Source organism: Cellulomonas sp. P4_D11, from assembly GCF_056401915.1.
On sequence record NZ_JBFUIK010000015.1, the window covers coordinates 29,204 to 41,329 of the forward strand.

The 12,126-nt window shown below is 73.9% G+C and carries 13 protein-coding genes; 6 read left to right on the plus strand and 7 right to left on the minus strand.

Features of this window, described 5'->3' with window-relative positions:
• Positions 1–77: 77 nt before the first annotated feature.
• Together AC1DT4_RS11220 and AC1DT4_RS11225 are read right to left on the minus strand one after the other, a co-directional pair.
• A complete protein-coding gene (locus AC1DT4_RS11220; RefSeq protein ID WP_477089866.1) occupies positions 78–968 on the minus strand; it encodes a PfkB family carbohydrate kinase in 891 nt (296 codons plus the stop codon).
• A 2-nt stretch (positions 969–970) separates the two neighbouring features.
• The gene (locus AC1DT4_RS11225) at positions 971–1,291 is read right to left on the minus strand and encodes a hypothetical protein (RefSeq protein ID WP_477089867.1); all 321 of its coding nucleotides are present in this window, start codon (positions 1,289–1,291) and stop codon (positions 971–973) included.
• A gap of 182 nt (positions 1,292–1,473) precedes the next feature.
• Between AC1DT4_RS11225 and pgi the strand changes: the two genes are divergently transcribed.
• The gene (pgi, locus tag AC1DT4_RS11230) at positions 1,474–3,144 is read left to right on the plus strand and encodes a glucose-6-phosphate isomerase (protein ID WP_477089868.1); all 1,671 of its coding nucleotides are present in this window, start codon (positions 1,474–1,476) and stop codon (positions 3,142–3,144) included.
• A 158-nt stretch (positions 3,145–3,302) separates the two neighbouring features.
• Here pgi and AC1DT4_RS11235 read toward each other — a convergent pair whose 3' ends face one another.
• Positions 3,303–4,532, minus strand: coding sequence for an amidohydrolase (locus AC1DT4_RS11235; protein ID WP_477089869.1), 1,230 nt, complete (start codon positions 4,530–4,532; stop codon positions 3,303–3,305).
• A gap of 259 nt (positions 4,533–4,791) precedes the next feature.
• On the opposite strand from AC1DT4_RS11235, the gene AC1DT4_RS11240 reads away from it, so the two are divergent.
• Positions 4,792–5,160 carry an RNA-binding S4 domain-containing protein gene (locus AC1DT4_RS11240; protein WP_477089870.1) on the plus strand — a complete coding sequence of 123 codons (369 nt, stop codon included), beginning with the start codon at positions 4,792–4,794 and terminating at the stop codon, positions 5,158–5,160.
• 8 nt (positions 5,161–5,168) lie between these two features.
• On the opposite strand, the gene AC1DT4_RS11245 is transcribed toward AC1DT4_RS11240, so the two are convergent.
• Positions 5,169–6,044 (minus strand): DUF72 domain-containing protein, encoded by an 876-nt coding sequence (locus AC1DT4_RS11245; RefSeq protein ID WP_477089871.1) that lies wholly within the window; start codon positions 6,042–6,044, stop codon positions 5,169–5,171.
• 54 nt (positions 6,045–6,098) lie between these two features.
• Between AC1DT4_RS11245 and AC1DT4_RS11250 the strand changes: the two genes are divergently transcribed.
• The 4 genes from AC1DT4_RS11250 to AC1DT4_RS11265 all read left to right on the plus strand — a co-directional run bounded on the left by AC1DT4_RS11250 (position 6,099) and on the right by AC1DT4_RS11265 (position 9,428).
• The gene (locus tag AC1DT4_RS11250) at positions 6,099–7,025 is read left to right on the plus strand and encodes a DNA-3-methyladenine glycosylase family protein (RefSeq protein WP_477089872.1); all 927 of its coding nucleotides are present in this window, start codon (positions 6,099–6,101) and stop codon (positions 7,023–7,025) included.
• A 95-nt stretch (positions 7,026–7,120) separates the two neighbouring features.
• Positions 7,121–7,456 (plus strand): YciI family protein, encoded by a 336-nt coding sequence (locus tag AC1DT4_RS11255; RefSeq protein ID WP_477089873.1) that lies wholly within the window; start codon positions 7,121–7,123, stop codon positions 7,454–7,456.
• 126 nt (positions 7,457–7,582) lie between these two features.
• The gene (locus AC1DT4_RS11260; RefSeq protein WP_477089874.1) at positions 7,583–9,073 is read left to right on the plus strand and encodes an MDR family MFS transporter; all 1,491 of its coding nucleotides are present in this window, start codon (positions 7,583–7,585) and stop codon (positions 9,071–9,073) included.
• Between the two features lie 130 nt (positions 9,074–9,203).
• Complete coding sequence (locus AC1DT4_RS11265) at positions 9,204–9,428, plus strand: hypothetical protein (protein WP_477089875.1); 225 nt, start codon at positions 9,204–9,206, stop codon at positions 9,426–9,428.
• A 4-nt stretch (positions 9,429–9,432) separates the two neighbouring features.
• On the opposite strand, the gene AC1DT4_RS11270 is transcribed toward AC1DT4_RS11265, so the two are convergent.
• The 3 genes from AC1DT4_RS11270 to AC1DT4_RS11280 form a co-directional block, all read right to left on the minus strand.
• On the minus strand, positions 9,433–10,002 hold the full coding sequence (locus tag AC1DT4_RS11270) for a DnaJ family domain-containing protein (protein ID WP_477089876.1): 570 nt from the start codon (positions 10,000–10,002) through the stop codon (positions 9,433–9,435).
• A 72-nt stretch (positions 10,003–10,074) separates the two neighbouring features.
• Positions 10,075–11,391 carry an ATP-binding protein gene (locus AC1DT4_RS11275; protein WP_477089877.1) on the minus strand — a complete coding sequence of 439 codons (1,317 nt, stop codon included), beginning with the start codon at positions 11,389–11,391 and terminating at the stop codon, positions 10,075–10,077.
• Between the two features lie 2 nt (positions 11,392–11,393).
• Positions 11,394–12,047 carry a response regulator transcription factor gene (locus AC1DT4_RS11280; protein ID WP_477089878.1) on the minus strand — a complete coding sequence of 218 codons (654 nt, stop codon included), beginning with the start codon at positions 12,045–12,047 and terminating at the stop codon, positions 11,394–11,396.
• Between the last annotated feature and the right edge of the window lie 79 nt (positions 12,048–12,126).

The following is a 12,126-nucleotide window of genomic DNA, read 5'->3' on the forward strand; positions in this document are numbered from 1 at the left end:
CCCCGCGCTCGGCCGATCCGTCGGGCGTCCGTCGCCCGGTCCGCGCCGACCGTCGCGGTCCTCGACGAGCACCGCTGTCAGCGCACCGCGCCGACCCAGCCGAGCGCGCCCGGCCAGCGGACGGACTCGCTCGCGCGGCGGACCCCCTCGTCCAGCGCGGCAACGATTCCCTGCCCCGAGGCGAGCGACGCCGCCGTCGCACCGTGCAGCACGTCGCCGGCGCCGAGCGTGTCGACCACCTGCACGGCCGGCGGCACGACGGTGGACCATGCGGCGCGACCGTCGGGGCCCGAAAGGCGGAGGCGCAGGGGTCCGGCACCCGCGGACCGGGCGACCGTGACCGGCCCGAGGGCCGCGACGCGGTCCAGCAGGTCGTCGGTCGGCGCGGGCGCGCCGGGCAGGGCGAAGTCCGCGGACAGGACCGCGTGGTCGACCACGGCGAGGAGCCGGTCGAGCCCGGGCTTCCAGCTGCCGCCGTCGAGGAGCACCGGGACGCCCCGGTCCCGAGCGCGCGTGGCGAGGGCGATCGCCGCCTCGAGCTGGTGCCCGTCGAGGAGGAGCGCGGTCGCCCCGTCGAGGGCGGCGGCGGCGGGCAGCGGCACGTCGGCGGAACCCGTCGCGTTGACCGACACCACCGCCCGCTCCCCCGTCGCGGCGGTCACCAGCACGGTCGAGACGGCCGGTGACCCGGGCCGCCCCGCCAGCAGGTCGACGACCTCGACGCCGGCGCGGACGAGCCCGTCGCGGACCAGGTCGGCCACCGGTCCCGACCCCAGCGCGGTCACCAGCCGGGTCCGGACGCCCAGGGCGACGGCCGTCGCGGCAGCATTGGCCGCCGGACCGCCGAACGTGACCTCGAGGCTGCGGGCGACCACCTTCTCGTCGGCACCGGGCACCCGGTCGACCACCTGCACGACGTCGAGCGTCGCGAGGCCGCAGCAGACGAGGAACGGCCGCGCGTCGGTCACGTTCACCCCACGCGCGCGGGCTGGGCGGCCGGCCTGTCCACCAGCGCGAACGTCGCCGCGCCGAGCACCAGGGCCGCGACGGCGACCGCGGGCCACGCCCCGATCACACGACCGAGGAGGTGCGACCCCGCGAAGCAGACGGCGCCCACCAGGACGACGGCCCCGACCCGCCACCAGCCGGCAGACCGGGCGCGGACGACGCACCAGGCCACGCCGGCGAGCAGCACCACGCCGCCCAGCGCACGCACGTCCGTGAGCTCCGCGACGGCGAAGCCGACCACCAGCGTGAGCGCGGCGAGGACCGCGGTGGGGATGCGAGACATGCCGCACAACCTAACCCGCCACGTGCAGGACGAACGTGCGGTGCGAGGGGTCGCCGCTGCGCCTTACGGTGGTCCCAGGCTGACGTCGCGACCGCCGCTGCGCAGCACTCCGCAGACCCGCCGCACACCCCCCGCACGGATCGTTCGTGCAGCCGGGTGGACGCCGGCAGAGAGGGAACACCGTGTCCACGCAGCCCATCGACGCCACGACCACCGACGCCTGGGAGGCGCTCAGCGTCCACGAGTCGACGCTGACGCCCGACCTGCGCGCCTGGTTCGCCGACGACCCCGGCCGTGCCGCACGCCTCACGCTCCCGCTGGCGGACCTCACCGTCGACCTCTCGAAGAACCTGGTCACCGACGAGACGATCGAGCTGCTGCTGCGGCTCGCCGACGAGGTCGGGGTCGCGGACCGGCTCCAGGCGATGCTGCGCGGCGACCACATCAACGTCACCGAGGACCGCGCGGTGCTGCACACGGCCCTGCGCCGCCCGCCCGGTGCGTCGCCCTCCCTCGCGGTCGACGGCCAGGACATCGACCGCGACGTGCAGGCCGAGCTCACCACGATGTTCGCGTTCGCCGACAAGGTCCGCGGCGGCGAGTGGACCGGCGTGACCGGCGAGCGCGTCCGGACGGTCGTCAACATCGGCATCGGCGGGTCGGACCTCGGGCCGGTCATGGCCTACGAGGCGCTGAAGCCGTACGTCCAGGACGGTCTCGAGGTGCGGTTCGTCTCCAACATCGACCCGAGCGACCTCGCGGAGACCGTCAAGGACCTCGACCCGACGACCACGCTGTTCATCGTCGCGTCGAAGACCTTCGGCACCCTGGAGACGCTGACCAACGCGCGCCTGGCCCGCGCCTGGCTGTGGGAGCAGCTGGGCACGGCCGACGACGACGAGTCCCGCAACGCCGCCGTCGCCAAGCACTTCGTCGCGGTCTCGACGGCGCTCGACAAGGTGGCTGCGTTCGGCATCGACCCGGCGAACGCGTTCGGCTTCTGGGACTGGGTGGGCGGCCGCTACTCGGTGGACTCGACCATCGGCACGTCACTGGCCATCGCGATCGGCCCCGACGCCTTCCGGGACTTCCTGGCCGGCTTCCACGCGGTCGACGAGCACGTGGCGACGACGCCGTTCGCGCAGAACGTGCCCGTCCTCATGGGTCTTCTCAACGTCTGGTACGTCAACTTCCTCGGCGCGCACACCCACGCGGTCCTGCCGTACGCGCAGTACCTGCACCGCTTCGCGGCGTACCTGCAGCAGCTGACCATGGAGTCCAACGGCAAGTCGGTCCGCTGGGACGGCACCCCCGTCACCACGCAGACCGGCGAGGTGTTCTGGGGCGAGCCGGGCACCAACGGCCAGCACGCGTTCTACCAGCTCATCCACCAGGGCACGAGGCTCATCCCCGCCGACTTCATCGCCGTCGCCAACCCGGCGCACCCGCTGCAGGACGCTGGCGTGGACGTGCACGGCCTGTTCCTGGCCAACTTCTTCGCGCAGACCAAGGCGCTGGCCTTCGGCAAGACCGCCGACGAGGTCCGCGCCGAGGGCACGGCCGAGGACATCGTGCCCGCCCGCGTGTTCTCCGGGAACCGCCCGACCACCTCGATCCTCGCCGCGTCGCTCACGCCGAGCGTGCTGGGCCAGCTCATCGCGCTGTACGAGCACATCACCTTCGTGCAGGGGGTCGTGTGGGGCATCGACTCGTTCGACCAGTGGGGTGTCGAGCTGGGCAAGAAGCTCGCCCTCGAGATCGCCCCGGCGGTCCAGGGCGACGCCGCCGCTCTCGACGCGCAGGACCCGTCGACCCGCGCGCTCATCAGCAAGTACCTCGAGCTGCGCGACTGACCCGCGACACCTCGCGTGAAGACTTCGTCGCGCCCCGCGGGACGAAGTCTTCACGCGAGCGACTGAGACACGCCGCGCGATCGCGGGCCGGCGCAGGATCGTGCGATCGTCGCGCTCTGGCGTCGTCACGCGGACGCAACCACGGTCGCGTGCTCGCCCTAGCTGAAGCGCGCCGACCTCTCGACCACCACGCCGCGGCCGGCGGTCGCGTCCCACTCGTAGACGGTCGCGCCGTCGATGAGCACGTGCTCGGCGCGCGACGTCACGTCGAGCGGGTCGCCGGACCATACGACGACGTCCCCGTCGAGCCCGGGCGCGAGCGCGCCGACCCGCTCGTCCAGGCGCAGGAACGCCGCCGGGTTCACGGTCAGCGCCTCGAGCGCGGTCTGCCGCGGCAGACCCTCCTTGACCGCGAGCGTCGCCTGGTGGACCAGGAAGTTGATGGGGACCACCGGGTGGTCGGTGGTGATCGCCACCCGGACCCCCGCGGCGGCCAGCGTGGCCAGGTTCGCGATGGCCCGGTCGCGCAGCTCGACCTTCGACCGGGTGGTGAACATGGGACCGAAGATCACCGGGATGTCGCGCTCGGCCAGCACGTCGGCGATCTTGTGCGCCTCGGTGCCGTGGTTGATGACCAGCCGGTAGCCGAACTCGTCAGCCAGGCGCAGGGCGGTCGCGATGTCGTCGTGCCGGTGCGTGTGCTGGTCCCAGGCCAGCTCGCCGTCGAGCACCCGGGTGAGCGTGTCCAGCGCGAGGTCGACCTTGAACGGCTCGCCCTTCGTCGCGGCGGCGGCCCGCGCCGCGGCGTAGTGCTGGGCGCGCGTGAACGCGTCGCGGATCACCAGGGCGGTGCCCAGCCGGGTCGACGGCGTCTGCTTGCGCTCGCCGTAGACCCGCTTCGGGTTCTCCCCCAGCGCCGACTTCACGCTCACCGCCGCGGAGATGACCTGCTCGTCGACCGTCCGCCCGCCCCACGCCTTGATGGCCACGGACTGCCCGCCGATCGGGTTGCCCGACCCCGGCTTCACGACGATCGACGTCACGCCCCCGCTGAGCGCGTCGCGGAAGCCCTCGTCCTCGATGTTGATCGCGTCGATCGCCCGGACCGCGGCGGCGTTCGGGGTCGTCATCTCGTTGGTGTCGTTCCCCGCCGCGCCCTCGCCCTCCTCGTGCAGGCCGACGTGCCCGTGCGACTCGACGAACCCCGGGAGCACCCACCGACCCGTCGCGTCGATGATCCGGGCGCCGTCCGGCACCTCGACGTCGGCGCCGACCGCGGTGATGCGGCCGTCGACGACGAGCACCGTGCCACCCTCGATCGGCTCGGAGACGACGGGGACGACGTAGCCGCCGGTCACGGCGACGATCTGACGAGGCGTGGAGGTCATCGCTCCACCGTATGTCGACCGGTCGCCCACCGTCGCCGACCGCCTCCGCGGGCGCCGCCGCGGTCGTCGACCATGCGGTTGGCAGTCTCATTCGCCGGAATGGGGCGACCAACGACATGGTCGACCGCGCGGACTCGGTCGGTCGCAGCCGTGTCGGTCGGCGGAGCCATCGAGCTCGGGCCGTCGGTCACTCCGCGAGCCGGCCGCGCGATGGGTCGGCCGCGGCGGGGGCTCGGCGGCGTCGTGAGAGGCTCGGGCCGTGGCGGAGGTGACGCGGGCGCGCGTGGACGCGTGGACCTGGGCGGTGCGGCTGTTCCCGACCCGGTCCGCCGCCGCGTCCGCCTGCCGCGCCGGTCACGTGCGGGTCAACGGCGACCGCGCCAAGCCGGCGACGATGGTGGTCCCCGGCGACGAGGTGCACGTCCGCGGCGGCGAGCGCGAGCGGATCGTCGTCGTGCAGCGCACCGTGGTGAAGCGGGTGGGCGCCCCCGTCGCGGTGGCCTGCTACCTCGACCGCTCCCCCGCCCCGCTGCCCAAGGAGCACGTGGTGCCCGGGGAGCGCGACCGCGGCGCAGGGCGGCCCACCAAGCGCGACCGCCGACTGATCCAGCGCCTCAAGGGCCGCTGACCCCGCAGCTACTGCGGCGGCGTGAGGCCGAGGCGGGCTGCGAGCGCCATGGAGTCGTAGGGCGCGCGGACCTTGATGTCGTTGTCGAAGTACACGAAGACGTCGCGCGCGTCGGCGTGCGCGGGAGGACCGGAGAGGGTGCGCGCGCCCGCGGGTGAGCCGCCGGCGGACCAGGTCCGGACCTTGGCGGCCCAGCGGTCGAGGGCCTCGTCGTCGTACCCGCTGGCGTAGAGCTCCGTCTCGCCGTGCAGCCGGACGTAGACCAGGTCCGCGGTGACGTCCTCGATCACCGGCCAGCGCCCGGCGGCGTCGGCGATCACGAGACCGATGCCGTGCGCGCGGAGCAGCTCGACGAACTCGGGCACCTCGAAGCTGGCGTGCCGGACCTCGAGCACGTGGCGCAGGGGTCGGTCGGCGTCGGTCGTGGTCCAGGCGCGGTCGTCCAGGCGCTCGTCGTGCTCGGTGGCAAGGGACGCCGCGGCGGCGGTGCTCCGCGGTAGGAGGTCGAAGAACGAGGCGAGCCTGTCGGGGTGGAACCCGAGGTTGGGCGGGAGCTGCCAGAGGATGGGACCGAGCTTGGGGCCGAGCGCCAGGACCCCGCTCGCGAAGAAGTTCGCGACCGGCACCCGCACGTCGGACAGCTTCTTCATGTGCGTGACGAACCGCGGCCCCTTGACCGAGAAGAGGAAGTCGTCGGGCGTCTCCGCCACCCAGCTCGCGTAGTTCTCCGGCCGCTGCAGCGCGTAGAACGATCCGTTGATCTCGATCGAGGTCAGGCGCCGCGACGCGTACTCCAGCTCGCGGCGTTGCGGCAGGTCGGGCGGGTAGAACACGCCGCGCCAGGGCGGGTAGCGCCAGCCGGAGATCCCCGTGCGGATCGTCATGCAGGCAGTGTGCCGTGCGACGCCGGTCGCGGCCCGACGGCGCATAGTGGAGGGGTGATCGCCGACGAGCAGACCTGGCTGGCCTCGGTCTACCGTCCGGCCGCGCCCGTCGACGTCCGGCTCACGCTCGGCCCGCTGCGCCGGGGCGCGGGCGACCCGGCCTGGCTGTTCGCCGCGGACGGCTCGGTCTGGCAGGCGACGTGGACGCCGGACGGACCCGCGACCCGCCACCTGGTCCGCCGGCAGGACGGCATCCACGCGACCGCCTGGGGACCCGGCGCGGAGCGTGCGCTCGAGGGCGTCCCGGACCTGCTCGGCGCGCGCGACGACCCCACGGGCTTCGACGCCGCCCGCCACCCGGTGGTCCGCGACGCCCACCACCGCCTGCCCGGGCTGCGGATCCCGCGGTCCGGGAACGTGGTCGAGGCGCTGGTGCCCGCGGTGCTCGAGCAGCGCGTGGTGGGCCTGGACGCCAAGGCGGCCTGGCGGCGGCTCGTCCTCCAGCACGGCACTCCCGCGCCCGGGCCTGCGCCGGCCACGATGCGCGTCCCGCCGACGGCCGAGGCGTGGCGCGCGGTCCCCGTCTGGGACTGGCGGCGGGCCGGCGTCGAGGAGCAGCGCGCCGGGACGGTCCTGCGCGCCGCCGTCGTCGCGAACCGCCTTCAGGAGGGCGCCGACCTGCCCATCGAGGAGGCCCGCCGGCGCCTGCTCACCGTGCGGGGCATCGGTCCGTGGACGGTCGCCGAGATCGCGTCGCGCGCGCTGGGCGACGCCGACGCGGTGTCGGTCGGCGACTTCCACCTGGCCCACCTGGTCGGCTGGGCTCTCACCGGGCGCCGCACGGACGACGCGGGCATGCTGCAGCTGCTCGAGCCGTGGTCCGGTCACCGGCAGCGGGTGATCCGGCTGATCGAGCTCACCCAGGCGGCGAACGCGCCGCGGTTCGGACCGCGCGCACCGCGCGCGCGTCCCCTGCGGTGACGGGCCGCTGAAAACTTCTCGCCGGATCGTGTCGATCCGCGGCGCTCAGGTTCGTCCATCAGATGACGGACCGAACGAGACGACCTGGAGGACCGATGCGTTTCCTGCTCCTGATCTGCGACGACCCCGCGGCTGAGCCCTACCGCCCCGAGGACGACACCATCGTCGACTGGGTCGCGGAGAACGACCGCCGCGGCCTGAGCCTGATCGGCGACCGGCTCCGTCCCGTCGAGGACGCCCGCACCGTGCGGGTGCGCTCGTCGCAGCTGCTGGTCACGGACGGGCCGTTCGCCGAGACGCAGGAGCACATCGCCGGGTTCGACGTCCTCGAGTGTGCCGACCTCGACGAGGCCCTCGAGCGGGCGGCCGCGCACCCGATGGCCCGCTTCGGGCGCGTCGAGGTCCGAGCCACCTGGCCCCTGGACCTCTGACCTCGTTCTTCTCACCGCGAAAGACGTCGACCCCGCGGGGCCGCACCGCACAGACTGTCCCTACCGTCCGCGCCGACCCCGTCGGCCGCGCCACACCCCTCCCTCTCACACCCGAGGTGCACCGCTGTGACCGACGAGACCCTGACCACCACTCACCCGCCGTCGAGCCCGACGGACAACGGCCCGCGCGACCGCCTCGCCGTGCGCCTGCTGCTCACCTCGACGTTCGTCGTCATCCTCAACGAGACGATCATGGGCGTCGCGCTCCCCCACCTGATGACCGACCTGGACATCCCGGCCAGCACCGCGCAGTGGGTCACCACCGCGTTCATGCTGACGATGGCCGTCGTCATCCCGGTGACCGGCTTCGTGATCCAGCGGTTCACCACGCGGACGACGTTCCTCGCGGCGATGACCCTGTTCAGCATCGGCACCACCATCTGCGCGCTGGCCCCCGGGTTCGGCGTGCTCATCGCGGGCCGCGTGGTGCAGGCCAGCGGCACGGCGATCATGCTGCCGCTGCTCATGACGACGGTCATGACCGTGACGCCGCCGGCCAGCCGCGGCCGCACGATGGGCAACATCTCCATCGTCATCTCGGTCGCGCCCGCCATCGGCCCCACGATCTCGGGGCTCGTGCTGAGCGTGCTCGACTGGCGGTGGCTGTTCGCGCTGGTCCTGCCCATCGCCATCGGCGCGCTCGCGCTCGGCGCGGTGCGGCTGCCCAACCTCACCGAGCCCAAGACTGCCCGCGTGGACATCGGCTCGGTGGTCCTGTCGGCGCTCGCGTTCGGCGGCCTGGTCTACGGCCTCAGCGGTCTCGGCGCGGCGGCGACCACCGGCGTCTCGACGGCCACCTGGGTGTCGCTAGGCGTCGGTGCGGTGTCGCTCGCCGTGTTCATCTGGCGCCAGCTCCAGCTGCAGAAGGTGGACGACGCGCTGCTCGACCTGCGGACGTTCTCGTCGTCGACCTTCCGGATCTCGGTCGGCGTGATGGCCATCAGCATGATGTCGCTGTTCGGCACGCTGATCCTGGTGCCGCTGTACGCGCAGACCGTCCTCGGGCTGGAGGCGCTGCAGACGGGTCTGCTGCTGCTGCCCGGCGGCCTGCTCATGGGTCTGCTCGCGCCGAGCGTCGGGCGCGCCTACGACAAGTACGGCCCTCGGCCGCTGCTGGTGCCGGGCGCGGTCGTCGTCAGTGCGGGCGCCTGGGGCTTCACGCTCCTGGGCACGACGAGCTCTCCGTGGCTGCTGCTGGCCTCGCACGTCCTGCTCAGCGCGGGCCTGGCCCTGATGTTCACGCCGCTGTTCACGTCCGCCCTCGGCTCGCTGCCCATGCACCTGTACTCGCACGGCAGCGCGGTCGTCGGCACCGTGCAGCAGGTCGCCGGCGCCGCCGGCACCGCACTGTTCGTCACCGTCCTGACGGCGCAGAGCGCGACGCTCGTGGCCGGCGGGTCCGACGTCCTCGACGCCACCGCCGGGGGCATCCACGCCGCCTTCCTGGTCGGCGCGGTCATCTCCCTGGTGGCCATCCCCGCCGCGTTCTTCGTGCGGGCGGCGCCGACCCCGCACGACCTGCCGGTGGACGAGACGGCGGAGGCCTTCGCGCACTGACGAGCCTCGTTCACTGACGAGCCTCGTCCACTGACGACGCCCGTTCACTGACGACGCGTCGTTCACTGACTACGCTGGTGGCCTCCGACGGAACCGTCGTCGGGGGCCACCAGCCGCCAGGAGGACGTTCATGAGCTACCCGGTGATCGAGCGTCGCGAGGACGGGTCCAGCACGCCGGGTCGCGCCCTGGCCGTCGTGTTCCCGGCCATCCTGTTCCTGCTGGGCCTCGGCCTGTTCACCGTGGCCTTCAACGTCGGCGACTGGGGCCCGTGGCTCTTCGCGGGCGGCATCCTGTCGATCACGCTGGCGTTCGCCATCCCGACGACGATCCTGCCGGCCCTCGAGGACCGCTGACCTCTCAGCGCGACCGGCGCCACCAGTGGCGCGGGGGCTCGGGGGGTGGCTCGACCGGTTCCGGCGCGGCCGACGCCGTGCGACGGGCGCGCCACGAGCGCACCTCGACCTCCACGTCGCGCAGCGGCGTGACCACCGGTGGGCCGCCCATCAGCTGACGCCGTGCCGACACGATCCGGGCGTTGAACTCGGCCAGGGCCTCCCGTACGTCCTGCTCGGTCCGCAGCGCGTCGAGCCGGTCGAGCAGCGCCGCGTCGTCCTTGCGCAGCTGGATCGCCTCGGGCACGACACCGGTGATCTGCTCACGCGCGATCAGCGCCTTGAGCCACCAGTCGGGGTCGTGCTGCGTGCCGATGCCCGGGATGGGCTTGCCGGCCAGGGGTAGGTCGTCGAACTCCCCGCGGGCGATCGCCTGGTCGATCACGACGTCGACCCACAGGTGCCGGTTCGCCATCCGCCCGGCCGCCGACGCGGGCGGGTCGCTCTCGGAGGACCGCTCGGCGGCACCGTCGCGCGCCGCGTCGCGGTCCACGCGATACCGGGCGGCGTCGCGCACCGGGTCGTGCTCGGGCATCGTCACCTCCGGTGCTCGTCGCCACCCCAACCTCGGACCCCAAACTACGACGGCCTCGGCCATCGCCGCACGTCACCGCGGCAGCCGCAGCTCCGCCCGCAGCCCGCCCAGCCCGGAGTCGCCGAGCACCACGTCGCCGCCCTGCTCCCGCGCGATCTCCCGCGCGATGGCGAGCCCGAGCCCGCTGCCGCCCGCGTCGCGCTCGCGCGCCTCGTCCAGCCGCACGAACCGCTCGAACACCCGCTCGCGGTCCTCGGGGGCCAGGCCCGCACCGTCGTCCTCGACCCGCACGCTGCCGTCGGCGACCACCACGTCGACCCGGTCGACGGCGTGCCGCGCGGCGTTGTCGACGAGGTTGCGCAGCACCCGCCCGACGGCCGTCGCATCGCCGTGCGCGCGGCCGTCGCCCGTCACCGTGATAGCCACGGCCCCGCCGGGCCGGACGACGTCCCGGGCGACCACGCCCAGGTCGAGCTCCTCGTGCGCGAGGGGTGTCGACCCCACGCGGGCCAGCAGGAGCAGGTCGTCGACCAGCACCTGCATCCGCAGCACCTCACCCTCGAGGTCGGACGCGAGCTCGTCGGTGCCGTACGAGGCCGGGTGCGCGCGGGCGACCTCGATGCTGGTGCGCAGCGCCGCGAGCGGCGACCTCAGCTCGTGGGCCGCGTCGGCGACGAACGCCCGCTGCCGCGCTGCGCCGGCCTCGAGCCGGTCGAGCATCGAGTTGAGCGTGCGGGCCAGCGCCCCGAGCTCGTCGTCGCGCGCGGGCACGGGCAGCGAGCCCGGCCCTCCCGACGACGCCACACGCGCGGCCCCCCGCCGCAGCTCCTCCACCGGCCGCAGCGCCCGCCCGAGGATGAGCCAGACGCCCAGGCCCAGCGCGAGCGTGAGCAGCGGGACGACGACCGCGAGCGCCAGCCGGAGCGCGTCCAGCACGCCCTGCACCTCGGTGAGCGGCACGCTCGCGACGACCGTCGCCGGCTCGCCGCGGTAGGTCGTCTGCTGCACCGCCACCCGTGCGAGGTCGTCGTAGGCGCTCTGGTCCGTGGTCGAGACCCCGCTGAGCCCGGCCAGGACGTCGGCCGGCACCACCGGGAGGGTGCGGCTGGCGTTCGGGGACGTGGCGAGCACGGCGCCGCCGGAGTCGATCAGCTGGACGATCTCGCCCGGCTCGGCCACCGGCAGCGTCTCGGGCAGCCGGTCGTCGGACGCGAGCGCGGCGACGGTCGCGGCGCGGTCGTGCACCACGTCGGACAGCGCGTCGACCCGGGTGTTCCGCAGGACGATCGTGAGGGCGATCGCCCCGACGACGAGCGCGACGCACAACGCCCCCGACGCCAGCAGCGTGAGCCGCAGCCGCAGCGACGCGCCGCGGCGGACGCCCGCCACGGTCAGCCCGCCACGCGGTACCCGGCGCCGCGGACGGTCTCGACCACGTCCCGACCGAGCTTGCGGCGCAGGTAGCCGACGTAGACCTCGACGACGTTGACGTCCTCGCCGGTGCCGTCCCAGACGTGGTCCCGCAGCTCGACCTTGCCGACCACGCGGTCCGCGTGGTGCATGAGGTACTCCAGCAGCGCGAGCTCGCGCGTGGTGAGCGAGACCGCCTCGCCGCCGTGGCTCACGCGCCGCGTCGCGGTGTCGAGCACGAGCCCCCCGACCGTGAGCACGGGCGGGCGCACCTGGCCCTGCCGGCGCAGGAGCGCGCGCAGCCGCGAGACCAGCACGACGAACGCGAACGGCTTGGTGAGGTAGTCGTCGGCCCCCACGTCGAGCCCGTCGGCCACGTCGTACTCGCCGTCCTTGGCGCTGAGCATGAGCACGGGGGTCCACACGTCCCGGGCCCGCAGCTCGGTCACCACGTCGTAGCCGTTGCGCCGCGGAAGCATGACGTCCAGCACGATCGCGTCGTAGCCGTCCTCCGACGCGAGCTCGAGGCCGCGCTCACCGTCATAGGCGACGTCGACCGCGAAACCCTCGGCCGTGAGGCCCCGGTGCAGGGCGCGCACCAGCCCCCGCTCGTCGTCGACCACCAGCACCCGCATGCTCCGAGCATCGCACCCGTCGGCCACCGGGGTGCGCCCGCGCTCTCAGCATGCCCTCAGCAGGGACGTTGCACAGTGG

Bases quoted from the DNA above. Each gene is read 5' to 3' on its own strand.
- AC1DT4_RS11225 (WP_477089867.1), bottom strand. From the start codon at position 1,291: ATGTCTCGCATCCCCACCGCGGTCCTCGCCGCGCTCACGCTGGTGGTC.
- AC1DT4_RS11235 (WP_477089869.1), bottom strand. From the start codon at position 4,532: ATGACCTCCACGCCTCGTCAGATCGTCGCCGTGACCGGCGGCTACGTC.
- AC1DT4_RS11245 (WP_477089871.1), bottom strand. From the start codon at position 6,044: ATGACGATCCGCACGGGGATCTCCGGCTGGCGCTACCCGCCCTGGCGC.
- AC1DT4_RS11255 (WP_477089873.1), top strand. From the start codon at position 7,121: ATGCGTTTCCTGCTCCTGATCTGCGACGACCCCGCGGCTGAGCCCTAC.
- AC1DT4_RS11265 (WP_477089875.1), top strand. From the start codon at position 9,204: ATGAGCTACCCGGTGATCGAGCGTCGCGAGGACGGGTCCAGCACGCCG.
- AC1DT4_RS11270 (WP_477089876.1), bottom strand. From the start codon at position 10,002: ATGCCCGAGCACGACCCGGTGCGCGACGCCGCCCGGTATCGCGTGGAC.
- AC1DT4_RS11280 (WP_477089878.1), bottom strand. From the start codon at position 12,047: ATGCGGGTGCTGGTGGTCGACGACGAGCGGGGGCTGGTGCGCGCCCTG.